Annotated in this window: 27 protein-coding genes; 11 read left to right on the forward strand and 16 right to left on the reverse strand. The window is 64.3% G+C overall.

Annotated elements, in window-relative coordinates; all coding sequences use genetic code 11:
* The first annotated feature begins 11 nt into the window (after window positions 1-11).
* From purQ to N2603_RS16525, 3 genes are all read left to right on the forward strand, one after another.
* Complete coding sequence (gene purQ, locus N2603_RS16515) at window positions 12-713, forward strand: phosphoribosylformylglycinamidine synthase subunit PurQ (RefSeq protein WP_018647438.1); 702 nt, start codon at window positions 12-14, stop codon at window positions 711-713.
* The gene (locus N2603_RS16520; RefSeq protein ID WP_260389626.1) at window positions 710-1,699 is read left to right on the forward strand and encodes a tripartite tricarboxylate transporter substrate binding protein BugD; all 990 of its coding nucleotides are present in this window, start codon (window positions 710-712) and stop codon (window positions 1,697-1,699) included. The genes purQ and N2603_RS16520 overlap by 4 nt, the downstream gene beginning before the upstream one ends.
* Window positions 1,700-1,881: 182 nt before the next feature.
* Window positions 1,882-2,625: a tetratricopeptide repeat protein gene (locus N2603_RS16525; RefSeq protein ID WP_260389627.1), complete on the forward strand. Its 744-nt coding sequence runs from the start codon at window positions 1,882-1,884 to the stop codon at window positions 2,623-2,625.
* Window positions 2,626-2,633: 8 nt separating this feature from the next.
* On the opposite strand, the gene N2603_RS16530 is transcribed toward N2603_RS16525, so the two are convergent.
* The 3 genes from N2603_RS16530 to N2603_RS16540 all read right to left on the reverse strand — a co-directional run bounded on the left by N2603_RS16530 (window position 2,634) and on the right by N2603_RS16540 (window position 4,925).
* Complete coding sequence (locus tag N2603_RS16530) at window positions 2,634-3,302, reverse strand: CPBP family intramembrane glutamic endopeptidase (RefSeq protein ID WP_260389628.1); 669 nt, start codon at window positions 3,300-3,302, stop codon at window positions 2,634-2,636.
* A gap of 81 nt (window positions 3,303-3,383) precedes the next feature.
* Complete coding sequence (locus N2603_RS16535) at window positions 3,384-4,370, reverse strand: DMT family transporter (RefSeq protein WP_260389629.1); 987 nt, start codon at window positions 4,368-4,370, stop codon at window positions 3,384-3,386.
* Between the two features lie 75 nt (window positions 4,371-4,445).
* Entirely contained in the window at window positions 4,446-4,925 is a 480-nt protein-coding gene (locus tag N2603_RS16540) for a PaaI family thioesterase (RefSeq protein ID WP_260389630.1), read from the reverse strand.
* 185 nt (window positions 4,926-5,110) lie between these two features.
* Here N2603_RS16540 and purL point away from each other — a divergent pair, with 185 nt between their 5' ends.
* Window positions 5,111-7,321, forward strand: a complete 2,211-nt coding sequence (purL, locus tag N2603_RS16545; RefSeq protein WP_260389631.1) for a phosphoribosylformylglycinamidine synthase subunit PurL — start codon at window positions 5,111-5,113, stop codon at window positions 7,319-7,321.
* A gap of 159 nt (window positions 7,322-7,480) precedes the next feature.
* Here the strand turns inward: purL and N2603_RS16550 are convergent, their stop codons facing one another.
* The gene (locus tag N2603_RS16550) at window positions 7,481-8,671 is read right to left on the reverse strand and encodes an acyltransferase family protein (protein ID WP_260424207.1); all 1,191 of its coding nucleotides are present in this window, start codon (window positions 8,669-8,671) and stop codon (window positions 7,481-7,483) included.
* Window positions 8,672-8,852: 181 nt separating this feature from the next.
* Here N2603_RS16550 and N2603_RS16555 point away from each other — a divergent pair, with 181 nt between their 5' ends.
* Window positions 8,853-9,026 (forward strand): DUF1328 domain-containing protein, encoded by a 174-nt coding sequence (locus N2603_RS16555; RefSeq protein ID WP_018647430.1) that lies wholly within the window; start codon window positions 8,853-8,855, stop codon window positions 9,024-9,026.
* Window positions 9,027-9,064: 38 nt separating this feature from the next.
* Here the strand turns inward: N2603_RS16555 and N2603_RS16560 are convergent, their stop codons facing one another.
* Both N2603_RS16560 and N2603_RS16565 read right to left on the reverse strand, forming a co-directional pair.
* A complete protein-coding gene (locus N2603_RS16560; RefSeq protein ID WP_260389632.1) occupies window positions 9,065-10,165 on the reverse strand; it encodes an alpha/beta fold hydrolase in 1,101 nt (366 codons plus the stop codon).
* A gap of 58 nt (window positions 10,166-10,223) precedes the next feature.
* Window positions 10,224-10,583: a DUF427 domain-containing protein gene (locus tag N2603_RS16565; RefSeq protein ID WP_260389633.1), complete on the reverse strand. Its 360-nt coding sequence runs from the start codon at window positions 10,581-10,583 to the stop codon at window positions 10,224-10,226.
* Between the two features lie 197 nt (window positions 10,584-10,780).
* On the opposite strand from N2603_RS16565, the gene N2603_RS16570 reads away from it, so the two are divergent.
* Window positions 10,781-11,026 (forward strand): BolA family protein, encoded by a 246-nt coding sequence (locus N2603_RS16570; RefSeq protein WP_018647427.1) that lies wholly within the window; start codon window positions 10,781-10,783, stop codon window positions 11,024-11,026.
* A gap of 39 nt (window positions 11,027-11,065) precedes the next feature.
* Entirely contained in the window at window positions 11,066-12,259 is a 1,194-nt protein-coding gene (locus N2603_RS16575; protein ID WP_260389634.1) for a low temperature requirement protein A, read from the forward strand.
* A gap of 113 nt (window positions 12,260-12,372) precedes the next feature.
* Here N2603_RS16575 and N2603_RS16580 read toward each other — a convergent pair whose 3' ends face one another.
* The 3 genes from N2603_RS16580 to egtB all read right to left on the reverse strand — a co-directional run bounded on the left by N2603_RS16580 (window position 12,373) and on the right by egtB (window position 15,944).
* Window positions 12,373-13,305, reverse strand: a complete 933-nt coding sequence (locus tag N2603_RS16580; RefSeq protein WP_260384990.1) for an IS110 family RNA-guided transposase — start codon at window positions 13,303-13,305, stop codon at window positions 12,373-12,375.
* Between the two features lie 317 nt (window positions 13,306-13,622).
* A complete protein-coding gene (egtD, locus tag N2603_RS16585) occupies window positions 13,623-14,594 on the reverse strand; it encodes an L-histidine N(alpha)-methyltransferase (RefSeq protein WP_260389635.1) in 972 nt (323 codons plus the stop codon).
* A 51-nt stretch (window positions 14,595-14,645) separates the two neighbouring features.
* Window positions 14,646-15,944 carry an ergothioneine biosynthesis protein EgtB gene (egtB, locus tag N2603_RS16590; protein ID WP_260424208.1) on the reverse strand — a complete coding sequence of 433 codons (1,299 nt, stop codon included), beginning with the start codon at window positions 15,942-15,944 and terminating at the stop codon, window positions 14,646-14,648.
* A gap of 273 nt (window positions 15,945-16,217) precedes the next feature.
* On the opposite strand from egtB, the gene grxD reads away from it, so the two are divergent.
* From grxD to N2603_RS16610, 4 genes are read left to right on the forward strand one after another with little or no spacing between them, the layout of a single operon-like run.
* Window positions 16,218-16,544 carry a Grx4 family monothiol glutaredoxin gene (gene grxD, locus N2603_RS16595; RefSeq protein WP_018647423.1) on the forward strand — a complete coding sequence of 109 codons (327 nt, stop codon included), beginning with the start codon at window positions 16,218-16,220 and terminating at the stop codon, window positions 16,542-16,544.
* Window positions 16,545-16,548: 4 nt separating this feature from the next.
* Window positions 16,549-17,103 (forward strand): O-acetyl-ADP-ribose deacetylase, encoded by a 555-nt coding sequence (locus tag N2603_RS16600; RefSeq protein WP_260389636.1) that lies wholly within the window; start codon window positions 16,549-16,551, stop codon window positions 17,101-17,103.
* Window positions 17,104-17,146: 43 nt separating this feature from the next.
* Complete coding sequence (locus tag N2603_RS16605) at window positions 17,147-18,433, forward strand: serine hydrolase domain-containing protein (RefSeq protein WP_260389637.1); 1,287 nt, start codon at window positions 17,147-17,149, stop codon at window positions 18,431-18,433.
* Window position 18,434: 1 nt separating this feature from the next.
* Window positions 18,435-19,700 (forward strand): serine hydrolase domain-containing protein, encoded by a 1,266-nt coding sequence (locus N2603_RS16610; RefSeq protein WP_260389638.1) that lies wholly within the window; start codon window positions 18,435-18,437, stop codon window positions 19,698-19,700.
* 95 nt (window positions 19,701-19,795) lie between these two features.
* Here N2603_RS16610 and N2603_RS16615 read toward each other — a convergent pair whose 3' ends face one another.
* From N2603_RS16615 to N2603_RS16645, 7 genes are all read right to left on the reverse strand, one after another.
* On the reverse strand, window positions 19,796-20,863 hold the full coding sequence (locus N2603_RS16615) for a threonine aldolase family protein (protein ID WP_260389639.1): 1,068 nt from the start codon (window positions 20,861-20,863) through the stop codon (window positions 19,796-19,798).
* A 20-nt stretch (window positions 20,864-20,883) separates the two neighbouring features.
* Window positions 20,884-21,213, reverse strand: a complete 330-nt coding sequence (locus tag N2603_RS16620; RefSeq protein ID WP_260389640.1) for a type II toxin-antitoxin system RelE/ParE family toxin — start codon at window positions 21,211-21,213, stop codon at window positions 20,884-20,886.
* Window positions 21,173-21,388, reverse strand: a complete 216-nt coding sequence (locus N2603_RS16625; protein ID WP_260389641.1) for a hypothetical protein — start codon at window positions 21,386-21,388, stop codon at window positions 21,173-21,175. The genes N2603_RS16620 and N2603_RS16625 overlap by 41 nt, the downstream gene beginning before the upstream one ends.
* Before the next feature lie 68 nt (window positions 21,389-21,456).
* Entirely contained in the window at window positions 21,457-22,074 is a 618-nt protein-coding gene (gene rpsD, locus N2603_RS16630) for a 30S ribosomal protein S4 (protein WP_018647416.1), read from the reverse strand.
* Between the two features lie 270 nt (window positions 22,075-22,344).
* A complete protein-coding gene (locus N2603_RS16635) occupies window positions 22,345-23,112 on the reverse strand; it encodes an acyltransferase (RefSeq protein ID WP_260389642.1) in 768 nt (255 codons plus the stop codon).
* Between the two features lie 105 nt (window positions 23,113-23,217).
* Window positions 23,218-23,601 carry a cupin domain-containing protein gene (locus N2603_RS16640; RefSeq protein WP_260389643.1) on the reverse strand — a complete coding sequence of 128 codons (384 nt, stop codon included), beginning with the start codon at window positions 23,599-23,601 and terminating at the stop codon, window positions 23,218-23,220.
* A gap of 70 nt (window positions 23,602-23,671) precedes the next feature.
* Entirely contained in the window at window positions 23,672-24,445 is a 774-nt protein-coding gene (locus tag N2603_RS16645; protein WP_018647413.1) for an HpcH/HpaI aldolase family protein, read from the reverse strand.
* Between the last annotated feature and the right edge of the window lie 18 nt (window positions 24,446-24,463).

The following is a 24,463-nucleotide window of genomic DNA, read 5'->3' on the forward strand; positions in this document are numbered from 1 at the left end:
GAACCTCTGCCATGAAAGCCGCCATCCTCGTCTTTCCCGGAATCAACCGTGAGCGCGACATGGCGCGCGCATTGAGGCTGATCTCCGGAAGCGAGCCGGCGATGGTCTGGCACGCCGAGACGTCGCTGCCATCAGGCACCGACCTCGTGGTCGTGCCGGGCGGTTTCTCCTATGGCGATTACCTGCGCTGTGGCGCAATCGCCGCGCGTGCGCCGGTGATGGATGCGGTGCGCGATTACGCGGCCAAGGGCGGGCTCGTGCTCGGCGTCTGCAACGGCTTCCAGATCCTCTGCGAATCCGGCCTCCTGCCGGGCGTATTGATGCGCAATGCGCGGCTGAAATTCATCTGCCGGGACGTGCATCTGCGCGTCGAGCGCTCCGACACCCCGTTCACCCGCGGCTACAATGCAGGTCAGGTGATCCGCGTGCCCGTCGCGCATGGCGAGGGCAATTACGAGGCCGACGAAGAAACCATCAAGCGGCTCGAAGGCGAGGGGCGGGTGCTCTACCGCTACTGCTCCGCCGACGGCGTGGTCGACGAGGCCGCCAACATCAACGGCGCGGCACAGTCGATCGCCGGCATCGTCAACGACAAGGGCAACGTGCTCGGCATGATGCCGCATCCCGAAAACCACGTCGAAGACATCATGGGCTGCACCGACGGCCGCGGCCTGTTCGCCGGCCTCGCCCAGCATCTGGACAAGGCCGCGTGATCCCGTTCGTGGTGAAGCGTGCTCGCGCCGCGATCGCGGCGCTGGCGTTCGCAACATTTTCGCTTGCGACTGCCGCATTCGCGCAGGATTATCCCAAGCGTCCGATCACCATGATCGTGCCGTTCGCGGCCGGCGGCACCTCGGACGTGATCGCGCGCACCGTCGCCGAGCAGATGGGCATCGCGCTCGGCCAGACCATCGTGATCGAGAACGTTGCGGGCGCCGGTGGCTCGACCGCACTGGCGCGCGCCTCCCGCGCCGAGCCTGACGGCTACACGATCGCGATCGGCAATGCCGGCACCAATGCGGCGACCTACACGATCTATCCAAAACTGCCGTTCACGCCTGAGTCCTTCGTGCCGATCGCGATGGTGGCGAAGACGTTCGGCATCATCGCGTTGCGCAAGGACTTTCCGGCGAAGGACCTCAAGGAGTTCATCGCCTATGCCAAGGCCAATCCCGGCAAGATCAATCTCGGCCATGCCGGCGTCGGCTCGTCGAATTATCTGATCTGCAAGAGCTTCGTCACCGCCGCCGGGATCGATGCGACGCTGGTCGGCTATCGCGGCGCCGCGCCCGCGCTGACGGATGCCGTCGGCAGCCAGATCGACGGCGTCTGCGATGCGGCCGCCTCGGTCTCGCAGTCGATCAACGAGAAGCTGGTGAGGGGGCTCGTGGTCGGCTCGACCGTGCGGCTCGCCACGCTGCCGGAGCTGCCGACATCGGCTGAAGCCGGTCTTCCCGATTTCGAGGCGCAGGGTTGGAACGGCCTGTTCGCGCCGAAGGGCACGCCGCCGGCCGTCATTGCCAAGCTGAACGCGGCGGCGCGCACCGCAGTCGGGACCGACGCGGTGAAGAAGCGTTTTGCCGACCTCTCGACCGTCGCGCCCGATGACAACGAGCATACGCCAGAGCTGCTGCAGCAGCTCGTGACGCGCGACGTCGAGAAGTACCGGAAGATGCTGGCGGACGACGCCAAGCAATAGCCGCTTTCTGGCTGCGATCCCGTGAACCTGCCTTGCGTTCGAGACGACTGACTCCACGTCGCCATCTCGGCGCATGCGTCCTGGGCCGCTGATTTCCGCGAAGACTGGCAACTCCAGGTTGTTCGGTCGCGCCGGTTGCGATATCAGGAAGCGTGCGCTGTCGTTGTGCCCGTGGATGTCACATGCCCGTTGCCCTGGTCGTTCTGCTGCTCGATATCACGCTGATCTACCACGCCTCGCGAACCGGCCGGTTGCGGCCCTGGGCCTTCATCATCCTGCTGGTGCCGATGATGGGCGCGCTCGCCTATATCGCGGTCGAGCTCATTCCCGAATGGTTTTCCAGCCCCGGTGCGCGGCAGGCGCGCCAACGCGTCGCCAATCGCCTCGATCCGGAGAAGCGCTATCGTGAGCTGTCGGACCGGCTGGCGGACACCGACACCATCGCCAACCGCGCGGCGCTGGCGGAAGAGTGCGCCAATATCGGCCGGTTCAGCGAAGCGGAAGCGCATTACGATCACATCCTGAAACTGCCGATGGGCCACGATCCCGCCTATGCCTTCGGCAAGGCGCGGGCCGAGTTTGCCGCCAAGCGCCCGGCCGATGCGCTGGCGACGCTGGACGATCTCCAGAAGCAATGGCCAGACTTCGATTCCGCGGAGGCGCATCTGCTCTACGCCCGCGCGCTCGCCGAGGTCGGCCGGCTCGACGAGGCCCTGGAGGAATATCACGCGCTCGCCGGCTATTTCCCCGGCGCCGAGGCGCGGGTGCGCTACGGCATGCTGCTGCAAATGGTCGGCCGTACCGCCGAGGCGCGCATGGTCTTCAACGAGCTGCTGATCCAGATGCGCCGCGCGCCGAAATATCTGCGCGATGCACAGGCCGAATGGCTCAACATCGCCGAGAAGCAATTGTCGGCGTCGCGCTGATTGCCGCTTCAACGCCAAACGCCAGAGAAGGCGATCAGGTCAACCAGGTAATGCACGAGCACGACCGGCCAAAGCGCGCCTGAGCGCCGGTACATCACCATGAAAAGGATGCCGATTGTTGCGGAGAGCAGGATGTTTCCGATCCCCGTCCACCAATGATGGGCGCCGAATATCAGAGACGTGACCAGAATGGCAAAGACACCGTCGCCCACGTAAGGCAGCAATGCGTTCCGAAGCAATCGCCTGAAAATGATCTCTTCGCTGGCCGCGACCAGTGCCAGGCCAAAAACGAGATCGAAGACGTCGAGCCAGCCGGTCGGGTGCGGATACTTGCCAATGACAGTCGCCGGAAATGTCGCATCGATGAGACGTTGCGGCCACTGACCCAAGCGGTCCAGCAGCACAATTCCTGCGATCCAGACGCCGATTTCAAGAAAGGAAATCCGACGTTTCTCCGTGCGATAGGCAATAGCTCGTGCTGCCGGAATCGCCGCAAGAATGGCCAGGGCAGCTATCCGGCCGGCATAGTCCCAGACGAGCCAACCCGCTGCAGTGTTCTGATGCAGTCGCATGAGTTGGGATGCAACGAGCGGAACAAGCGCGAGGGCGAACCACCGGATGCCGGGCACGCGATCGGCTTTTGAATCGCCAATGGCGTGCGGTGAACGACTTTCCATGCTGGGCCCTGAGGGAGGGATGTGTCACGACAGGCTTGCGCGCGACTACCTCACATTGGTCCAACGTGTGTCAACCGGCCCTCAGACCCTACGCAGCCGTCCCAACCAGCGCTTGTAAGCCTCGTCCGGAATCGTCATCGCGGCGACGCCCGCCATCACCAGCAGCAGGCCCAGTGCCAGGCTCGATGGCACGCTCTCGCCGAGCAGCAGCACGGACAGGCCAACGCCGATCGGGATGCGCAGATAGCCCTGCGCGTTCGTTGTCAGCGTGCCGAGCCGGCCGAGGCAGACGTAGAACAGCATCAGGCCCAAGGCGCTGGAGACGATGCCCATGACGATGGTGGCGACGATGGCCTGAAACGTCGGATGCAGTGTCCAGGGCTGGTCGATGACCAGCGTGGGCGGCAGCAGCACGAGGCCGCCGAACAGGAGCGAGCCCGCCGCCACCACCATCGGATCGTAGTCGGACAGCCTGAGGCCGAAGATGGTCGCGCAGGCAAAGGAGATGGTGGCGAGCAGGATCGCGATCTCCGCCACGATCTCACTCCCGAAGCCGCGCAGCGCATCGAGCCCCACGATGGCGACGGTGCCGGCGAGTCCCAAAATCGCGCCGGCGAGCTTCAGCAGCGTCGCCGGCTCGTGGCGCGTGATCAGCGAGGTGATCAAAAAGGCGAAGATCGGCGTGGTTGAGGCCAGCACCACCGTGTTCGAGGCCGGCACATATTGCTGCGACCAGGTGATGATCAGGAACGGGAAGGTCGAGTTGATCAACTGCTGGGTCGCAAACAGCTTCCAGGCCTTCGCGTCGGTGGGAATTTTGCTGCCGCGCATCCACAGGATCGCGAACAGGAAGGCGGCCGCGATCAGCGAGCGCGCCGAGATGAAGGTGATCGGCGGGATGGTGTCCAGCGCGAGTTTTGCCAGCGGATAGGTCGAACTCCAGCAGCAGGCGAGGGCAAACAGCAGCGCGTAATCGCGCCAGTTGCGGGCGCCGGTTGCGGCCATGGACGGCAGCGGCGACGATACGGCGGCCGCTGCGCGACCCCTCGGCGATGTGCTCTGCGGCACCTTGTTTCTGCTCCCCGGCGCGAACGCGCTCGGCCCAAGTCTGGGCGAGGGGGCGGCAAAAGGGAAGGCGCCGAGCTATGCGTTTGGCTGAGGGATCGACTTCCACTTCGCCCGCTTGATCGTCCCGGAGAAGGTGAACAGAAGGCGCTCGCCAGATCTCATCTGCCCGCGCAGGAAGATCAGCGACTTGCCGGCGCGGGTGACCTCGCCGGTGCACTCGATCAGCTCGCCCTCATGTCCCGCATCGAGGAATTCGCAGGCGAAATTGACGGTCACACCCTTGCCCTGCAGCGCGTGGCGGCCGAGCGCGAACAGGCTGTAGTCGGCGAAGGCCATGAAGCAGCCGCCATGGACGTTCCCGGAGCCGTTCAGGTGCTTCTTTTCGACCCGGAAGGCGCAGCGGACGCTGCCGTCCGCCTCCAGGCGGTGCCAGAAGGGCCCGATATGGTTCTCAAAACTGTCGCGGATCCAGGTCTGCCAGCCCGCAAATTCGCCCTCGGTCGCGACATGCAGCTCGGGGCGGGGGGAAGCGGCCATTTTGGTCAATTCGTGCAAGGAAATGGGCCTTCAATTACGGGTGCTTTGCCCTTAAATCCGATCCGTCAGCGCCGTGCAATTCCCGTTCCCGCGGGGCCCCCGGCGCAAAACGTGGGACAGCGGGAAAATGCGCCATAAAGGGCTTTTCCAAGGCCCCCGATGTTCCTAAGAACGGCCAAACCGCCGCCGAAAGCCCCGAATCCATGAAGAACGAACCCAAGATCACCCCCGAACTGGTTGCCGCCCACGGGCTCAAGCCCGACGAGTACGAGCGCATCCTGAAGCTGATCGGGCGGGAGCCGACCTTCACCGAGCTCGGCATCTTCTCGGCGATGTGGAACGAGCATTGCTCGTACAAGTCCTCGCGCATCCATCTGCGCGGTCTGCCGACCAAGGCCCCCTGGGTGATCCAGGGCCCCGGCGAGAATGCCGGCGTGATCGACATCGGCGACGGCCAGGCCGTGGTCTTCAAGATGGAGAGCCACAACCACCCGAGCTACATCGAACCCTACCAGGGCGCGACCACCGGCGTCGGCGGCATCTTGCGCGACGTCTTCACCATGGGCGCGCGGCCGATCGCCTGCCTCAATGCGCTGAGCTTCGGTGCGCCCGAGCATGCCAAGACCCGGCATCTCGTCTCCGGCGTGGTCGCCGGCGTCGGCGGCTACGGCAATTCTTTCGGCGTGCCGACGGTCGGTGGCCAGGTGCGCTTCCACACCCGCTATGACGGCAACATCCTCGTCAACGCGATGGCCGTCGGCCTCGCCGATGCCGACAAGATCTTCTATGCGGCCGCCTCCGGCGTGAACATGCCGATCGTCTATCTCGGCTCGAAGACCGGCCGCGACGGCATTCACGGCGCCTCGATGGCCTCGGCCGAGTTCGACGACAAGTCCGAGGAGAAGCGCCCGACCGTGCAGGTCGGCGATCCCTTCGCCGAGAAGCTGCTGCTGGAGGCCTGCCTCGAGATCATGGAGAAGGGCTGCGTCATCGCGATCCAGGACATGGGCGCGGCGGGCCTGACCTGCTCGGCGGTCGAGATGGGCGCCAAGGGCGATCTCGGCGTCGATCTCGATCTCGATGCGGTGCCGACCCGCGAGACCGGCATGAGCGCCTACGAGATGATGCTCTCGGAAAGCCAGGAGCGCATGCTCATGGTGCTCAAGCCCGAGAAGGAAAAGGAAGCCGAGGAGATCTTCACGAAGTGGGGGCTCGATTTTGCGATTGTCGGCTACACCACGCCGAGCAAGCGCTTCGTCGTCAAGCATGGCGGTGACGTCATGGCCGACCTGCCGATCAAGGAGCTCGGCGACGAGGCGCCGGTCTATGACCGCCCGCATGTCCCGTCCGCCGCGTTGCCGGTCGTGCACGCCCGCGACGTGGTCGCGCCGATGGGCTTAGGTAGCGCGCTGGTGAAGCTGATCGGCACGCCCGACATGTGCAGCAAGCGCTGGGTGTGGGAGCAGTACGACCACGTCATCCTCGGCAACACCATGCAGCGTCCCGGCGGCGATGCCGCCGTGGTGCGCGTCCAGGACGGGCCGAAGGGCCTGGCGCTGACCGTCGACGTCACGCCGCGCTATTGCGAGGCCGATCCGTTTGAGGGCGGCAAGCAGGCCGTCGCCGAAGCCTGGCGCAACATCACCGCGGTCGGCGGCAAGCCGCTCGCGATCACCGACAATCTCAATTTCGGCAACCCCGAGCGTCCCGAGATCATGGGCCAGTTCGTCGGCTGCCTGAAGGGCATCTCGGAAGCCTGCCGCACGCTCGACTTCCCGGTCGTCTCAGGCAACGTCTCGCTCTACAACGAGACCAACGGCCGCGCGATCCTGCCGACGCCCTCGATCGGCGGCGTCGGCCTGCTCGACGACTTCACCAAGTCGGCGTCGCTGGCCTTCAAGGCCGAGGGCGAGGCGATCCTCTTGATCGGCGAGACCCATGGCTGGCTCGGCCAGTCCGTGTATTTGCGCGACATCTGCGGCCGCGAGGAGGGCGCACCGCCGCCGGTCGATCTCGCCGCCGAGAAGCGTAACGGCGACTGCGTGCGCGGCATGATCCATGCCGGCACCGCGACCGCCGTGCACGACCTCTCGGATGGCGGCCTCTTGATCGCGCTCGCCGAGATGGCAATCGCGAGCGGCATCGGCGCAAAGCTGCTGGCGGCTCCGACGTCGCTCGTCTCGCAGGCTTATTGGTTCGGCGAGGACCAGGCGCGCTATCTCGTCACCGTGCCGGAAACCGAAGCCGGCCGCGTGCTCGCCAAGATGCGCGGCTGCGAGGTGCCCTGCGTGCGGATCGGCACCACCGGTGGCGACGCGATCGCGATTGCCGGCGAGGCGCCTGTTACGATCGACAGCTTGCGCAAGTCGTTCGAGCGCTGGCTGCCGGAATATATGGGCGGCAAGGCGGCGTAAGCAGTCGCGAACTCGGTGCCGTAGCCCGGATGAGCGAAGCGACATCCGGGACCGCTGTCACTTGTGGCAAGACCCCGGATATCGCTGCGCTCATCCGGGCTACGGATTTCGCTGGATTGCTTCGCTACGCTCGCAATGACGAATGGAGAGATCTTCCGCTCAAAGCACCTTCGTCGCGCCCGGGATCTGGCGCAAGGCGCGCGTTAGCGCCCAACTGAACGCGACCGTCAGCACGAAGCCGATCGTCGCCTTGACGATCGCTGGCAGGTCATAGTCGAACAGCCAGTATTGCAGCCACAGTGCGATCGGGTAGTGCACCAGGAACATGCCGTAGGCGTCGGACTGCATCGGATCGAGCAGCTTGGCTGAACCTGATTGCTTGAACCGCTGGAAAAAGGCCAGGATCAGAAACATGATGGCCACGCTGAAGACAGTGAAGCAGATCGCATAGAGCGCTTCATACCAGTCCGGCAATGGCGACGGGTTGCCCAGTATTTCGCGCTTGATGAAGATCAGCACCCAGAGCAAGCAATACGGAACGATCGCCAGCACCATCCAGTCCCAGCTGACCTTTGCCATCCGGCCGTCTGCGGCGAGCAGCCCGCGATCCATTTGCGCAACGCCGATGCCGGCACCGAAAAAGAAGTAGGTCGCGTAGAGCATCACGCGCCCGTGCTGGACCGAGAACGGCCCGAACTCGAACCAGCTGCTTGGTCCATAAAGAATCCGCCCAGGAATGTAGAACGCTGCGGTGACGGCAAGCATGACCGCGAAGAACGCGGCGGGCCGACGGCGACCATGCAGCGAGAGGCGGTTGATCGGATCGAGCAGGTTGGGTGACAGCCGGTGCAGCAGGCAGGCAACCAGGTCGAAGGCGAACAAGACCCAAAGGAACCAGATCGGCCCGCTCGGCCACGGGCCCTTCGTGACCATATTCCACCAGTATTCCGAAAAGCCGATCTCGGGATGGTGTCGGAGCGAGATGGCGTAATAGGCGAGCGGGATGATCGTGAATGCGCAGATCACGAACGGCAGGCCAAGCCGAAGCAGGCGATCTGCCAGATAGTTCAGCGCGCCCTTGCGGGCGATGCCCGACCAAGCAAACAAGCCCGACAGGAAGAAGAACATCGCCATGAAGAAGCTGTCGGTGGCGAGCACGATCATGTCGAAGCCGAAGAAGAATTTCGGATCGGTATGACCGAAGTAGGTATAGGGGATCACGGCGTGGTGCAGCAGCACCACCAGGGTCAGGAAGGTGCGGGCCCGATCCAGCGACAGGTTGCGCGCCTTGGCCTTTGGTGCAGCTTGCGCCTCCGGGCCGATCGTCGCTGTATGTGACATCGTCGTCATGGTTCGCCCCGATTGCGCTCCTGTCCCGCGACGGACTGTGCCGCCCGGAACCGGATTCAGCAAGGGGTGTGTGAGCCCCACAACCGTCCTGGGACGATAGGAACCAGTTCCGCGTAGCAAGGTTGGCGTTCGCGCAAAGGGGCTTGAGGGCCGCAGTGGCGGCACAATTTCGGAGCTGGTGATGACGATCCTGAAATGGGCGCTGATCTTCTTACTGGTCTCGATCGTGGCCGGCGTGTTCGGCTTCACCGGCATCTCGGCCGCCTCGGCCGATGTCGCCCGCTTCCTGTTCTACGTCTTCGTCGTGATCTTCCTGGCGCTGCTGATATTGGGGCTGACGATCTTCCGGGCGTAGCGGCGAAGCCGCTCGACCGGCTCGCAAGGCGCAGGTCCTCAATTGCGAGCGTACGCCCTTACGCGGGTCAGCAACTCCGCGAGAAACTCGTCGGGACGGTTGAACGGGAGAAAATGATCGCCGCCGCGAATCCAGACAAATTCCTTATGCGGTGCAGTGATCTGACTGAAATATTGCTCGGCAGGTCCGCCCGGCGTCACGCCATCCGAATCGCCGTCGATGAAGAACATGGGGATTGAAAATTCGAGTCCTAGTGAGGCCACCTCGTGCTGAACCATCGGACCATCCCGTCCGGTCAGATATTTGGTGGAGAAGGCGACGCCCTTGCGCCAGTTGTACCAATCGAGCAGCGAGAAATCCGGCATGAAGCGGGGCGGGATCGCGCCAGCCAGCTGGATGCGATCGACGGGAAGCGCCAGCACGCGGCTCCACTTTTCGGCGATCAGGCGATTTTCCTCGCTCATGGTCGGCCGTGCAGCGATCGGCGCCAACTCCGCCAGCGCCTCGTTGTTGCTGGTCGACGCCGCCAGTGTTTGCAGGCGGCCAATCTTGAGCTCGAATGCCTTCTCGAAGGTCGTCCTGCCGACGACCTGACCTGTGCCGACATAGGCCCAGAACAGGTCGGGACGTTGCTTCGCCATGTGAATTGCCAGGAATGAGCCCCAGGAGTGTCCGACCAGGACAATCCTGTGCTTGTGCAAGTGCGCGCGCAGATATTCGGCCAGCTCGATGCCGTCCTGCGTCATTCGTTCCAATGTCATCGTTGGAGCGAGCGTCTCTCCAGCGGCACCATAAGTGCGGCCGGTACCGCGCTGGTCCCACTGCACAATAGTGAAATGCTTTTCCCAGGAGCGCCAGCCCGAGGAGATGGGCAAGGTAGTGCCTCCGGGCCCGCCGTGGACGAACAGCAGGACCGGGTTATCCCGATCCTCGCCGCGGATTTGAATCCATTGCTTGATGCCGCCGATGTCGACGAACTCTCCCTCCTGCACCCCCTTGGGGGAGCGGATCGCGAGAGTTTCGGCAGCAAGATGCTGGCGATAGGCGCGAAAACCCAGCCCGGCTGTGGCCACCACAGTGACGACGCCGGCCAGTCCCAGCAACGAGAGTCCAATCAGTCTTCCGGCCTTGCGCGGCATTGACAGCAGCGTCGACTGAGACGGGGGGATGATCGCCCGGAGTCGGAGTGCCGTGAACCTACCCCACTTCCTCGATCTTCACCTTGTCCGGATAGAAGGCGAGATGGCCGGAAATCTCCGTCATGGCGGGGAAGGGCGTCTCGTAGGTCCAGATCGCGTTGTCGAGCGTCTTGCCGTCGGCCTTGACGCTGTAGTAGCTCGCGTCGCCCTTGTAGGGGCAATGGGTGACGCGGTCGGTGCGCTCCAAGAGCGCCATGTTGGCGTCATCGCGGGGTACATATTGCACCGCCGGATATTTGGCCTCCTTCAAGGTCAGCGCCTTGCTGGTCTCGGCGATGACGATGTCGCCCGCCGTGACGCGGACGCGCCGGGGATTTGGGGTGATGGTGATGGGGTGGTCCGGCCCTGGAAGCTTCATGATTTCACGCCTTTTCGATCAATCTGCCGCGCGCGGCACTTTGTCGTGCCTTTGTCCCGATGCGATCAGGGATATAGTGCCGGAAGGCGTGACGTAGAAGACCGTTCACGCTAAGTTTGTCCCGCCGGCCCCGGGGACCCCGGCGAGCGATTCGAAGACGAGGCTGCCCTGCAGCCGAGATAAGGAGCTAGACCCGAATGCCCATGGACGCCCACGATATCGAGGCGATGATCAAGGCAGCGATCCCCGATGCCGAGGTGACCATCCGTGATCTCGCCGGTGACGGCGATCACTATGCCGCGACCGTGATCTCAGAATCCTTCCGCGGCAAGTCCCGCGTCCAGCAGCACCAGATCGTCTATCAGTCCCTGCGCGGCCAGATGGGCGGCGTCCTGCATGCGCTGGCGCTGCAAACCGGGGTACCTGGGGTACCCGGCACCTGACCTGACGAGCGCCTGATCCGAACGCGCTGGGGAACGACGATGGCTGCCGAGAATTCGCGCGGCGCGATGTTTCGCGTCATCCTGCCCAACCAGCCCAGCCGCGTCACCAACGCCGAGCTGTTCTTCGACCTCGTCTTCGTCTTCGCCGTCACGCAAATCTCGCACACGCTGCTGCACCATTTCACGCCGCTCGGCGCGGTGCATGTCGCGGTGCTGTTTCTCGCGGTGTGGTGGGTGTGGGTCTACACCGCCTGGGTCACCAACTGGCTCAATCCGGATCTGACGCCGGTCCGCATCCTGATCTTCCTGATGATGCTCGGCGGCCTCGTGCTGTCGACGACCATCCCGACCGCCTTCGAGGGGCGGGGCCTGTGGTTCGCCATCGCCTACGCGGCCATGCAGGTCGGACGCACCGCGTTCTGGCTGTTTGCGACCCCGCGCCATCGCACGGCGGTGCGGCACAACGCGATCCGCATCCTGACGTGGCTCTCGATCTCTGCGGTGCTGTGGATCGCGGGCGGTTTCTCCGAGGGAGAGACCCGGTTGTGGCTGTGGATCGCGGCGGTCACCTGGGAGTATGTCTCGCCCGCGGCGCGCTTCTGGGTCCCGAAGCTGGGCTTCTCGTCGGTCGAGGCCTGGGCGGTCGAAGGCAACCACATGGCCGAGCGCTGTGCCGGCTTCATCATCATCGCGCTGGGCGAAGCCGTCGTGGTCAACGGCGCGACTTTTGCCGAACTGGAATGGACGTCGGCCAACATCCTCGCTTTCGTCTCGGCGCTGGTCGGCAGCATCGCGATGTGGTGGGTCTATTTCCACAAGGGCGCCGAGGCCGGCTCCGAGCGGATCTCGAAATCCACCGAATCCGGCCGGCTGGCGCGGCTCGCCTACACCTATCTGCACATGCCGATCGTCGCCGGCATCATCCTGACCGCGGTCTCGGACGAGCTGGTGCTGAAGCACCCGACCGGCCACTCCGACATCCGCACCATCGTGAGCACGATCGGCGGTCCCCTGGTGTTCCTGATCGGCACCATCCTGTTCAAGCATTCGATCCGCGGCTTCCTCCAGCTCTCGCACGGCATCGGCATCATCCTGCTGCTGGTGCTGTGGTGGTTTGCAGCCGATCTGTCGCCGCTCTGGCTCTCGGTCGCGACCAGTGTGATCTTGATCGTGGTGGCGGTGTGGGAGTCGGTGTCGCTGGGATCGAAGGTGGAGGAGGCGGAGGAGCGTTGAAGCGCGGAGCGGCCTGAGCAAGCGCCTCGTCCTTCGAGACGACCGCGGAGCCTGTCATCGGGCCGCGCTTCGCGCGGACCCGGTGGCGGTCTCCTCAGCGACTGTGTTCTTCGTCAAGCGGTTTGCCATGGTTTTCGGTCCCTGAGCATGGCGTTGAGGGTGGTCAGGAGCTTGCGGGCAACGGCGATGAGGGCGACCATTTTCGGCTTACCGGCGCTGACCAGGCGGCGATAGAAGACCTTGAGCTGCGGATGGCACCGGATCGCCGAAAGAGCGGCCATGTAGAGGGCCGCCCGCAGGGCGGATCGGCCTCCGCCGATCTTGCTCCTGCCCTTCCATCGGCCGGACTGGCGGACGAACGGGGCAAGTCCGGCGAGGCTTGCGATCTGGCGCCGATTGAGCGCGCCAAGCTCGGGGACTTCGGCAAGGAGGGTGCGCGCGAGTGTGTTGCCAACACCGGGAAAGCTGATCAGCAAATCCTCCTTGTCCCGCCAGACCGGCGAACCGCGCACCAGTGTGTCGATGTCGTTGTCGATATCCGGCAGTTCCTTCTCGAGCAGCTTGATGTGGCGAGCAAGGCCCTTGCGGATGCGGACGTTCTCAACCCGTTGCTCGCGCTGGCGTTCGGCGACGATCATCTCAATGATCTGCCGTCGGCGAGCGACCAACTCGGCCAGCAGCCGCGCCTGCTGATCCGGGACGGGGCGCAAGGCCGGCTTCACCGCCTCGACGAACCTTGCGATCACTGCCGCATCGATCGGATCCGATTTGGCGCGCTGACCGATGGCCTGTGCGAAATGCCGGATCTGGGCCGGATTGATCACCACCAGCGGCAGCTGGGCGCCGGCCAGTGCCGCGGCGACGACGGTCTCGAAGCCTCCCGTCGCCTCCACCCCAACCAGCGTCGGCGAACAGCTCAGAAGGCGCGCAACAAGTTCTTCCAGGCCCTTGCCATCGCGCGCTACGGCAAACACTTCTCCGATCGGACGGACATGCACGTCCAGCCGGTCCTTCGACACATCAATGCCAACATAGATCGCGTCCATCTGCACCCATCCTTGCGCAACCGGGCTCGCCAGGCGGCCCCCGCGACTGTTCGGGTTCAATGGAACAACGGACGGGGCGCCGCGCTGAGGAACGGGCTTCAAGGCCCTTGGATGAAGCGGTCTCCCGTCCGTTACCGCATCGGACACTCTATCCGATCCAGTGAGTCGTGACTTACAAGGAAGAGGCTGACCGGTCACGCTGCCCGTGGAAACTTTGCCGCACGCTCCGCCCTCATCCTGAGGAGCCCGCTTAAAGCGGGCGTCTCGAAGGATGCGCCGCGGGGAAAGCGCTCTCAAATACCGGGAAGCGGTGAGGATTACTCCACGACCTCCAGCGCATGCACGGAGAACATCTTGGCCGCGTCCGTCCAGCTTTCGCGCACCCGCCAGCCAGCGCCTTGCGCCAGTGCGGCAAAGCGCTCAATGCTGTATTTGTAGCTATTCTCGGTATGAATGCTCTCGCCCGGCTTGAACGAGAAGCTGGTGCCGAGCAGGCGCACGGTCTGGCTCTTCCTGCTGATCAGGTGCATCTCGATGCGGTGCCGCTCGCGATTGTAGATCGCGCGATGGGTGAAGGCGGACAGGTCGAAATTGCCGCCGAGCTCGCGGTTGATGCGCACCAGCACATTGAGGTTGAAGCGCGCGGTGACGCCGGCGGCATCGTTATAGGCGTCATGGAGCACGCGCTCGTCCTTCTCGAGGTCGGCGCCGATGATCATCTGCGCACCCTTGCCCAGGATCTGGCGCGCGCTCTTCAGGAAGGACCGCGCTTCATGCGGCTCGAAATTGCCGATGGTCGAGCCGGGAAAGAAGCCGACCTTGGGCATGGATGCGACCGCCTTCGGCAGCTCGAACGGCGTGGTGAAATCGGCGGCGACCGGATAGATGCCGAGCGCGGGGAAGTCCCGCTTGAGCCCGTTCGCCTGCGCCGCCAGGAAGTCGCCGGAGATGTCGACGGGCACATAGGCCGCGAATTTGCAGTGGCCCAGCAGCAGGCGGACTTTCGTGGTCGCGCCCGCCCCGAACTCGACCAGCGCCGCATGCCCGGGAATGATCTTCGCGATCTCGCTGCCGCGCTCCTTCAGGATCGATAGCTCGGTGCGCGTCGGGTAATATTCCGGCAGGCGCGTGATCGCCTCGAACAATTCCGACCCGGTCGCATCGTAGAAATATTTCGGCGACAGTTTTTTCGGCTGCTGCGACAAATCCTCGATAGCCTCGCGGGCGAAGGCGGTGGTCTGCTCGTCGGGAAGATGGGCTTCGGCCAAAGCGCTGGCGTGCACATTCATGATACTCTCCTGAACGCGCTGTCCGGCGCGCATCTGTCGTCGGATTAAGGACTAGACGTAATCGGCGAGCCGCAGTCCCGTGAACTGCCAGCGATGGTGCGGATAGAAGAAGTTGCGATAAGTAATACGGCTGTGGTCCTCCGGAGTTGCAAGCGAGGAGCCGCGCAGAACCAATTGGTTGATCATGAACTTGCCATTGTACTCGCCGAGCGCGCCTTCGACGGCGCGATAGCCGGGATAGGGCGAGTAGGAGCTGCGGGTCCATTGCCAGACGATGCCGAAGGCGTCGTTGAGCTGTCCGGCACGCGCCGCGACCTCCCATTCCATCTCGGTCGGGAGATGTTTGCCGGCCCAGCGCGCGAACGCATCCGCCTCGTAATAGCTGACATGGCAGACCGGCGCGTCGGGATCGACCGGCGTGAGGCCGGCGAGCGTCATCACCTGCCATGCGCCGTCGACCTCGCGCCAATAGCCCGGGGCCTGCCAGTCTTCCTTGCTGGCCGCGGCAAAGCCGTCCATCAGCCACAGCGTTGCCGTCCGGTAGCCGCCGTCGCGCATGAAGGCCAGCCATTCGGCATTGGTGACGAGATTACGCGCGACCTTGACAGGGCCGACGAGGGCGCGATGGGCGGGCTTCTCGTTGTCGAAATGGAAGCCGTCATCGACATGGCCGACGGTGTGGATGCCTTCGTTGAGCGTCATCCAGTCGTCGCCGGTGCGCGTTGCGGACGGAAAGCGCCAGTCCGGGTCGTAGGTCGGATAGACCGGATTCTGCGCGAACGCATGCAGGATGTCGGTGAACATCAATTCCTGATGCTGCTGCTCATGGTTGAGCCCGACCTCGACCAGCGGCGCCAGGGCCAGGAGCTGGTCGTCGTTCGCTTCGCGGAAGAATTTGACGACGGCCGCATCGACATATCTGCGGTAGGCGCCGACCTCGTCCGCGCTCGGACGGGTGATGTCGCCGCGATGGTTGCGGGCATGACGCGGGCCGGCGCTGACGTAATAGGAATTGAACAGGAATGCGAAATCGGGGTGAAAGGGCCGGTATCCGGGGGCGTGCTCGCCGAGCAGGAATTGCTCCCAGAACCAGGTGGTATGGGCCCTGTGCCATTTCGCAGGGCTCGCATCGGGCATGGACTGGATCTGCTGGTCCTCGGGCGACAGCGGCGCGGCCCGGCGCTCGGTCTCGTTGCGAACCGTGAGAAAGTCCTCTTCCAGCCGCCGGGCAAGGCTGCCCTCCTCGGAGGATGGTGACGAAAGCGCGGGGGCGGCCGTGGCGGAGGCTGGTTTCGTCACGTTTTTCTCCAGACAGGACAAGAGAACGTTGTTGGCGTTGCCCGGTTCCAAAACCAAGGTTCGTCCTAGATAGGGGCTCCGTTACGGTATGAAAGTCCTCCCCGGTGATGATATTTGTGCCATCATGCAATGGGCCGGCGCTGCCGGGGCCGGCCGCCCAAGACCGGGGGAAGGCCGGGACACGGGCGGGGACGGGGACCGTTCGCCGCCATTTTACTTTGGATGCACAACGGTTTGGGCTACATATATAGGCAGGTATCGGGTTAAATCGGCTGAGCCGGCCCGAAGCAATTGGTGAGGGCTCTGCCCCAGAAGGACACGGATATGAGCATCGCGGAATTCATCGACAATGAAGTGAAGTCGAACGACGTGGTTCTGTTCATGAAGGGTACGCCGCAATTTCCGCAGTGCGGTTTCTCCGGCCAGGTCGTCCAGATCCTCGACCATATCGGTGTCGGCTATAAGGGCCTCAACGTCCTCGAATCCGCCGAGCTGCGCAACGGCATCAAGGAATACTCGAACTGGCCGACCATCCCGCAGCTCTATGTGAAGGGCGAATTCATCGGCGGCTGCGACATCGTCCGCGAGATGTTCCAGGCCGGCGAGTTGCAGCAGCTCTTCTCCGAGAAGGGCGTCGTCGTCGCGGCCTAAGGGCGTGACCGTGCTGTCGCGCCGGATTGGCGGCGTGGAGCTCGACGTCGTCGTTGCCGACATCACGACACTGAGCGTTGACGCCATCGCCAACGCGGCCAACACGTCGCTCCTTGGCGGGGGCGGCGTGGATGGTGCGATCCATCGGGCCGCCGGGCCCGATCTTGTCGCTGAATGCCGCATGCTTCACGGCTGCAAAACGGGCGACGCCAAGATCACCAAGGGCTATCGGCTCAAGGCCGCCTACGTGATCCACACGGTCGGACCGGTCTGGAATGGCGGCACGCTGGGCGAGGACGGCCTGCTCGCCTCCTGCTATCGTCGCTCGATGGAGCTGTGCGGCAAGCACAAGCTGACCTCGGTGGCGTTCCCCGCGATTTCGACCGGCATTTTCCGCTTTCCTGCCGACCGGGCCGCCGATATTGCCGTGCGTACGACCATCGAAGGGCTCGCCGCCGCGCCATCCGTCACCCGCGTGGTGTTCTGCTGCTTCGCCGAGCCGAGCGCCAAACTCCATGCCGAGGCGCTGGCGCAACACAGCAGCCCTTGTGCCCGATGACGCGGTCAGTACACTCCGCCGGACCATGTTCCGGGGAGGGGATATGAATTTTCATGTTGGACTGCGCCCATTTGTCTATGGCGCATTGTTGTCACTCGGGGTGCTATCGCTGGCGCGCGCGGAGGGCACCTACGAGATTCCGGCCGGCGCGCATTTCAACCAGGACAAGCTCGCCAAAGTCAGTGAGTTCTTCAAGAACGAGGTTGCGACCGGCAAGATCGCCGGTGCGACCGTGCTGATCCAGCAGCACGGCAAGCCGGTCTACCACGAAGCCTTCGGCGTGCAGGACGTGGTCAGCAAGGCGCCGATCACGGACAAGACCATCTTCCGCCTGTTTTCGATGACCAAGGCGATCACCTCCGTCGTCGCGGTGCGACTGATCGAGGACGGCAAGATCAAGCTGGATGATCCCGTCTCGAAATACATTCCGTCCTTCGCCAATGTGAAGGTCGGCGTCGAGAAGAAGGCCGAGGACGGCACCAAGTCGCTCGAGCTGGTGCCGCCGAACCGGCCGATGACAGTGCACGATTTGATGACGCACACCTCGGGTGTCACCTATGGCTTCTACGGCGACAGCCTGGTGCGCAAGGCCTACCGCGACGCCAATATCTATGCCGGCGACTATGACCTCGCCGAGTTCGCTGAGCGCATCGCCAAACTCCCGCTGCACAATCAGCCGGGCGCGCTGTGGCAATACGGCCATTCCACCGACATTTTGGCGCGCGTGATGGAGATCGCCGCCGGCAAGCCGCTGATCGACATCATGCAGGAGAAGCTGCTCACCCCGCTCGGCATGGTCGACACCGGCTTCTTCGTCACCGACCCCGAAAAGCAGAAGCTGCTGGCGCAGCCGGTGCCGAATGACGCCGATTTCCGCGTCGGCCGCATCAACGATCCGACGGTCGTCAAGAGGATCATGTTCGCCAGCGGCGGCATGGTCACGACCATGGCGGACTACAAGCGCTTTGCGCAGATGCTGCTCAATGGCGGCAGTCTCGACGGCAAGACCATCCTCAAGCCCGAGACGTTCAAGCTGATGGTGACGGATCAGATCGGTCCGAAATCGGGCGTTGATCGCGACTATTTCTATTTCCCCGGCGACGGCTTCGGCTTCGGCCTCGGGCTTGCGGTCCGCACCGATCCCGGCAACGCAAAACCGCCGCCGCCCGGCGATCTCGGTGAATTGAAGTGGGACGGCGCCTCCGGCTGCTATTTCGTGATCGATCCCAAGCAGGACATGTTCTTCGTGCTGCTGGAGCAGACCCCGACCGAGCGCCAGCGCGTGCAGCGGACATTGAAGCTGTTGGTTTATGAAGCCATGGAGAATTGACATGAGCGGGCGCCGTGCGCTGTTCGCGGCGCTCGTTCTGCTGTTGAGTGCGGCCGGTGCGCAAGCGGGCTCGGAGACGCGCGCCGCGCGCAGATTCTCGCCTGAAGGCCTCGCAAAGGTCTCCGACTACATCCAGAAGGAGATTGTTGCGGGAACGTTCCCGGGCGCGGTCCTGCTGCTGCAGCAGCACGGCAAGCCGGTCTATTACGAGAATTTCGGCGTTCGCGACGCTGCGACCGAGCTCTCGATGAGCGCCGACACCATCTTCCGCCTCTACTCGATGTCGAAGCCGGTCACGACGGTCATGGCGATGATGCTGGTCGAGGAGGGCAAGCTCTCGCTCGACGACCCTGTCTCGAAATACATCCCGGCCTTTGGCGAGATGAAGGTCGGCGTCGAGACGAAAGCCGAGGACGGCAAGGTCTCGCTGGCGTTCGAGCCGGTCAACCGCCCGGTCACGGTCAAGGATCTGATGCGCCACACCGCCGGGCTTCCTTACGGCTATTATGGCGGGGGCCTGGTGAACAAGCTCTATGCCGACGCCGGGCTTTTCGACAACAAGGCTTTGACCAATGCCGAACTCGTCGCGAAGATCGCCACGCTGCCGCTCGCCGAGCAGCCCGGCACGATCTGGGACTACGGCCTCTCCACTGACGTGCTCGGCCGCATCATCGAGGTGATCTCGGGGAAATCGCTGTTCCAGTTCGAGAAGGAGCGGCTGCTCGATCCGCTCGGGATGACGGACACCGCATACTATGTCGCCGATCCCGCCAAGTGGCCGCGCATCGCCGAGCCGATGCCTGGGGATCGTGCGATCAGCCCGATGACGCAGGTCCGCGATCCCCGCAAACCGCTGAAATGGGAGTCGGGCGGCGGCGGCCTCGTCGGGACGATTGGCGACTACGCGCGCTTCTCGCAGATGCTGCTGAATGGCGGCACGTTTGAGGGCCGGCGCTATCTCAAGCCGGAGACCATCGCGCTGATGGCGTCGGACCATATCGGGCCGGAAACGAAGATCGCGCGCGACCAGAACTATTATCCGGGCGGCAGCTCCGGCTTCGGCCTCGGCTTCGCCGTGCGCACCTCGGTGCCTTCAGGCACGTCATGGCCGCTGGGCGAGTATCGCTGGGACGGCGTCGGCGGCACCTTCTTCTTCATCGATCCCGAGGATGACCTGTTCGGGATCTTCATGGTGCAGACGCCCTCGCAGCGCGGCCGGATTCAGCTGGCGCTGAAGACGCTGATCTACCAGGCGATGGGGCGGTGACGAGGGCAGTCCTGTAGCCCGGATGAGCGAAGCGATATCCGGGATCTCTGCGTGTGAAGTCCCGGGTATCGCTGCGCTCACCCGGGCTACGGGACTTACGCCCCGCGCACGATCTCGCGCACGTATCCGATCGTCTCCTCGACCTGGGCCGCATTGACGTCGAGATGGGTGCAGGCGCGGATGCGGCCGTCCATCATCGCGAGCGTCACGCCGCGCTGGCGCAGTGCCGCGACCATCTTGTCGCCGGGAATGCCGGTGCCGTCGGGCTTGAAGAACACGAGATTGGTCTCGGGCTCCTGCACCTCGATGCCTGAGATCTGCGACAGCCCGCGCGCGAGCGCGCGCGCATTGGCGTGGTCGTCGGCGAGGCGCTCGACGTGATGATCGAGCGCATAGACGCACGCGGCGGCGCAGATGCCGGCCTGCCGCATCGAGCCGCCGAGCCGCTGCTTCCATTGCCAGACCGCATCGATGAAGGCCCGCGAGCCTGCGAGCACGCCGCCGATCGGCGCGCCCAGGCCCTTGGAGAAATCGATCCAGGCCGAATCCCAGCCCGCCGTCATGTCACGCGGGGAGATGCCGCTGGCGACGGTGGCATTGAGGAGACGTGCACCGTCCATGTGGGTGACGAGGCCGTGCTGCTTGGCGATGGCGACGATCTCGTCGAGGGCTGCCTTCTTCCAGATCGTGCCGCCGCCGATATTGGCGGTCTGCTCCACGCTGACGACGGTCTGCGGCGGCTGGTAGCGCGTGCGCGGATGCAGCGCTTTCCGGAACGTCTCCGGCGTGAACTGGCCGTCGGGACCCCTAAGTTGCGTCACCTGGAAGCCGCCGATCGCGGCATGCGCGCCGCCTTCGCGGGCGATGATGTGCGCGGTCTCATGGGCCAGGATCTCGTCGCCGGGACGGCAATGCACCAGCGTCGCGGTGACGTTGCACATCGTGCCCGAGGGCATGTAGACTGCAGCTTCCTTGCCGAGCAGCTCGGCGACGCGCTCGCAGAGCGCATTCACGGTCGGATCGTCGCCGACCTGCTCGTCACCGACCTCCGCCCGCGCCATCGCCTCGCGCATCCCCGCCGTCGGCTTGGTCTGCGTGTCCGAGAGCAGATTGATGCGCACCGGCGGTGCCTTGGGATCGGTCGGGGGAGGGGTGTAGAGCATGGCTGATCTCGTCATTTCATCTAGTCGAACAATTGCGGTCTGATGTCTTGTGCGCCGTGAAGAATGGCACGGATCTCGACGTGGTCGGCTTGCACCGTGTAGAAGATCAGATGGGATTGGAAGCGGAAACGTCGATAGCCGGCCGCAAGTTCATCCACTTGCTGGCCGATCAAGGGAAAGTCGGCGAGAAGTCCGAAGGAACGGATCAGACCAGCGTAATAAGCTTCAGCCTGATATTTGCCGAACCGGCTTTCGGTGAAGTCGTAGATGTCGATCAGGTCGGCTCGGGTGCGCTCCGATAACCGATACTCAGCCATGGCGGCGTTGAGCAACGCGTTGGCGCGCGGCAACGAGGATGTCGTCCGGCGTGTCCGAGGTGAAATTGTTGCAATCGGGCTGAGCGAACAGCGCCTGATATCGGCGGACCTGCTCGTCACGGGGCAGCTTGGCCCATGCCTCAAGCTCCGCCTCGGAAGGCGTTGCCGATGGGGTGATGTTGGAGAGCTGGTCGGTCGTCTGGGACATCGAGAGCATGTTACCACAACAAAAAGGCCCCGGAAACCGGGGCCTTTGAGCAATGGATCGCGGAGATATCAGCGCGAATAGAATTCGACGACCAGATGGGGCTCCATCTGCACCGGGAACGGCACGTCGGAGAGGCCGGGGATGCGCGCGTACTTCGCGGTCATCTTGCCGTGGTCGACTTCGAGATAGTCGGGGACGTCGCGCTCGGGAAGCTGGCTGGCTTCGAGCACGTGGGCGAGCTGCTTGGAGGCTTCCTTGACCTCGATCACGTCGCCGACCTTGAGCTGGTAGCTCGAGATGTTGACCTTACGGCCGTTCACCTTGATGTGGCCGTGGTTGATGAACTGGCGGGCGGCGAAGATCGTGGAGACGAACTTGGCGCGGTACACGACCGCGTCGAGACGGCGCTCCAGGAGGCCGATCAGGTTCTCGCCGGTGTCGCCCTTGAGGCGGCTCGCCTCGACATAGATGCCGTGGAACTGGCGCTCGGAAATGTTGGCGTAGTAGCCCTTGAGCTTCTGCTTGGCGCGGAGCTGCACGCCGAAGTCGGAGAGCTTGCCCTTGCGGCGCTGGCCGTGCTGGCCGGGGCCGTATTCGCGGCGGTTCACGGGGCTCTTCGGGCGGCCCCAGATGTTCTGGCCCATACGGCGATCGATCTTGTACTTCGCCTCACTGCGCTTAGTCATCGCGTCCTCTTCGGTTGCATGGTTTGAGGAAACGCGCCCTCCTGTGTGACGGGCCAGGCCCGGCACCGACAGGTCCGATCCCCAAAGCTAGAGGGAGCCGACCACGGGTCGCGAAACGCTTCGCGGGCCGAAATCGGCCCGCGAGCAGGCGGCTTTTAGGGGAGTTTGGGGTTCGCTGTCAATTCTCTAGCCGTCATTCCGGGGTGGCGCCGAACCCGGAATCTCCAGGTTCCGGGTCTGGTCCTTCGGACCATCCCGGAACGATGGGGCTTAAGTCCTGACCGCCCGGATCGCCTTTGGGCCCGAGCCCTGCAATTCGGCAGCGATTTCAGTGTTCAGGACCTGTTCCAGCCGGGTCAGGACCCGGGCGATGGGGGCCGCGTCCGTGACCCGGTGGTCCCAGCGGATCACGACATGGATGGTCTGGTCGGGCTCGACCACCCCATAGCTGACGATGAAGGGGCCCGGCGTGATAGGGTGGAGCTCGCCGCCGCCATAGGCGGCCACCGAGCTCACCGCGAAGCTGCCGAACCAGTTGCCGCGCTGGCGGCCGAAATTCAGCCCCACCGCCCAGGACAGCCGCCGGAGCGGCAGCGGCAGGCGGGTCGCCCGCATGATCTTGCGGAACATCGGGATGTCCTCGATCGGGGCCGTCTTGGCGCGGCGGATCTCGGCGTCGACCTGGGCCAGCGGCAGGGCCTCCGGGGCTGCGATTCGCTGCGGCAGCACGCATTCCTCGCCGTCCTCGACCCTGGCAATGGCCACCGTCGCCACGCTCTTCGGCAGCTCGTAGAGGGTCGGCCGGGGCCATTTGGCGTAGACGGTGCGCAGCACCGGCTCGTCCCTGGCCACCAGGGCGAAAGCCTTGACGAACATCGCCGCCCAGCCCACGGGCGCCAGTGCGCCGGCACGGGCCTCCAGCAGGGGGCGAATATCGAGCGAACGGGAGAGCGAAACGAACGGCACGTCCATCGAGGCGCGCATGAGGTCGAAAATCAGGCGGCGCGGCAGCGAAATGGTCTTGGGGGTCCCGCGCATCGCTCTTTCGGTTCCGGCGGATGAAAAAATGGGCAGCGAACGGGCTCCCGCTCGCCGCCTGCTCTAGCACGAACCAACCCGCTTGGGGCCGGTCGGTTCGCCGCATCAGGGGGCCGGCGAGGCCAGCGGCTTGGTCTTGTCGACGACGTAAACTCCAAGCACTTTCATAGCCTTATCGCCATGGGCCTTGGCGTCGTGCACGACGCCGGCCGGGATCTGGTAGGAATCACCGGCTTTCAGGGTTTTCTCCGGCTGCCCGTCGATCAGGAGACTGAGCTCGCCTTCCAGGACATAGCCCGTCTCAATTCCGGGATGCGTGTGGCGTCCGGCCGAACCGCCCGCCGGGACTTCGGCGATGGCGGTGATGGTGTTGTAGCCGTCCGGAAACTCGATCTTCTGGAGAGGGGTACGCTTGATGCCGGGCTGCTGGGCGACGGCCGTGACGGCAAGGCCGGTGAAGACGAGAGCGAGCAAAGTCTTTTTGAGCATGATTTTCCTCCCTTGAAACGGCCGACCCTAGCAGCGCCGCAGTTCCCGGCAAGGCTCGATAGCCCAAGGGCTAACGTCTAATCCCCTCGAACGCGGCCATGATGCCGCGCTGGAACAGCGACCAGTCGAAACCGAGCGCGATGGCGCGGTAGCCGCGGTCGATCAGGGCGTTGGCCTGGTCGGCGGTGCGGGCCACGCCGCCGATCGGCACGCCGCTTTTGAGGATGCCGGCTTCGGCGCGCGCGACCAGCTCCAATAGCTCCGGATCGTCCATCTGGCCGCGCTTGTTGATGGACGTCGCGAGGTCGCCGGGACCGATCACGGCGACGTCGATGCCGGGCGTCGCCATGATCTCGTCGATGCGGTTGACGGCCTCGACGTGCTCGATGGTGACCATGCAGATCATCTCGTCGTCGGCAGAGGCCATGTAATCAGGCATCGATTTGCCCCAGCGGAACGGCGCGTGGAAGGGACCCCAGAGACGGTCGCCGCGCGGCGGATAGCGCACGCTGCGCACCGCCTTCTCGGCATCGGCGCGATTGGTGATCATCGGAAAGTTGATGCCGAAGGCGCCGATGTCCATCGGCGCTTTCGCAAGCCACGGCTCGTTCGCCGCGATCCGCACCAGGGGCGTGCACGGCGTGCCCGTCGTCGCGGCAATCATCGCATGTGCTTCGGTGAGGCCGATCGGTCCGTGCTCGAGATCGACGATGATCCAGTCGAGCGAGCGCGCCATGATCTGCACCATCTGCACGCTCGGGATGGTCGCGATCGCGCCGAAGGCGGGGCGCCCCTCGCTCCACAATTGGCGGAGGCGATTGAGCGGCGTTGCGGGGATCGACATGGGATGACCTGCGCGGAG

The sequence above is a fragment of the Bradyrhizobium huanghuaihaiense genome (assembly GCF_025200885.1).
GTDB classification, from domain to species: domain Bacteria; phylum Pseudomonadota; class Alphaproteobacteria; order Rhizobiales; family Xanthobacteraceae; genus Bradyrhizobium; species Bradyrhizobium huanghuaihaiense.

What these genes read in the sequence shown, in the direction of transcription:
- purQ (WP_018647438.1), top strand. Translation starts at nt 12, where the DNA reads ATGAAAGCCGCCATCCTCGTCTTTCCCGGAATCAACCGTGAGCGCGAC.
- N2603_RS16525 (WP_260389627.1), top strand. Translation starts at nt 1,882, where the DNA reads ATGCCCGTTGCCCTGGTCGTTCTGCTGCTCGATATCACGCTGATCTAC.
- N2603_RS16530 (WP_260389628.1), bottom strand. Translation starts at nt 3,302, where the DNA reads ATGGAAAGTCGTTCACCGCACGCCATTGGCGATTCAAAAGCCGATCGC.
- purL (WP_260389631.1), top strand. Translation starts at nt 5,111, where the DNA reads ATGAAGAACGAACCCAAGATCACCCCCGAACTGGTTGCCGCCCACGGG.
- N2603_RS16550 (WP_260424207.1), bottom strand. Translation starts at nt 8,671, where the DNA reads ATGACGACGATGTCACATACAGCGACGATCGGCCCGGAGGCGCAAGCT.
- N2603_RS16555 (WP_018647430.1), top strand. Translation starts at nt 8,853, where the DNA reads ATGACGATCCTGAAATGGGCGCTGATCTTCTTACTGGTCTCGATCGTG.
- N2603_RS16560 (WP_260389632.1), bottom strand. Translation starts at nt 10,165, where the DNA reads ATGCCGCGCAAGGCCGGAAGACTGATTGGACTCTCGTTGCTGGGACTG.
- N2603_RS16565 (WP_260389633.1), bottom strand. Translation starts at nt 10,583, where the DNA reads ATGAAGCTTCCAGGGCCGGACCACCCCATCACCATCACCCCAAATCCC.
- N2603_RS16570 (WP_018647427.1), top strand. Translation starts at nt 10,781, where the DNA reads ATGCCCATGGACGCCCACGATATCGAGGCGATGATCAAGGCAGCGATC.
- N2603_RS16575 (WP_260389634.1), top strand. Translation starts at nt 11,066, where the DNA reads ATGGCTGCCGAGAATTCGCGCGGCGCGATGTTTCGCGTCATCCTGCCC.
- N2603_RS16580 (WP_260384990.1), bottom strand. Translation starts at nt 13,305, where the DNA reads ATGGACGCGATCTATGTTGGCATTGATGTGTCGAAGGACCGGCTGGAC.
- egtD (WP_260389635.1), bottom strand. Translation starts at nt 14,594, where the DNA reads ATGAATGTGCACGCCAGCGCTTTGGCCGAAGCCCATCTTCCCGACGAG.
- grxD (WP_018647423.1), top strand. Translation starts at nt 16,218, where the DNA reads ATGAGCATCGCGGAATTCATCGACAATGAAGTGAAGTCGAACGACGTG.
- N2603_RS16605 (WP_260389637.1), top strand. Translation starts at nt 17,147, where the DNA reads ATGAATTTTCATGTTGGACTGCGCCCATTTGTCTATGGCGCATTGTTG.
- N2603_RS16610 (WP_260389638.1), top strand. Translation starts at nt 18,435, where the DNA reads ATGAGCGGGCGCCGTGCGCTGTTCGCGGCGCTCGTTCTGCTGTTGAGT.
- N2603_RS16615 (WP_260389639.1), bottom strand. Translation starts at nt 20,863, where the DNA reads ATGCTCTACACCCCTCCCCCGACCGATCCCAAGGCACCGCCGGTGCGC.
- N2603_RS16625 (WP_260389641.1), bottom strand. Translation starts at nt 21,388, where the DNA reads ATGTCCCAGACGACCGACCAGCTCTCCAACATCACCCCATCGGCAACG.
- rpsD (WP_018647416.1), bottom strand. Translation starts at nt 22,074, where the DNA reads ATGACTAAGCGCAGTGAGGCGAAGTACAAGATCGATCGCCGTATGGGC.
- N2603_RS16635 (WP_260389642.1), bottom strand. Translation starts at nt 23,112, where the DNA reads ATGCGCGGGACCCCCAAGACCATTTCGCTGCCGCGCCGCCTGATTTTC.
- N2603_RS16640 (WP_260389643.1), bottom strand. Translation starts at nt 23,601, where the DNA reads ATGCTCAAAAAGACTTTGCTCGCTCTCGTCTTCACCGGCCTTGCCGTC.
- N2603_RS16645 (WP_018647413.1), bottom strand. Translation starts at nt 24,445, where the DNA reads ATGTCGATCCCCGCAACGCCGCTCAATCGCCTCCGCCAATTGTGGAGC.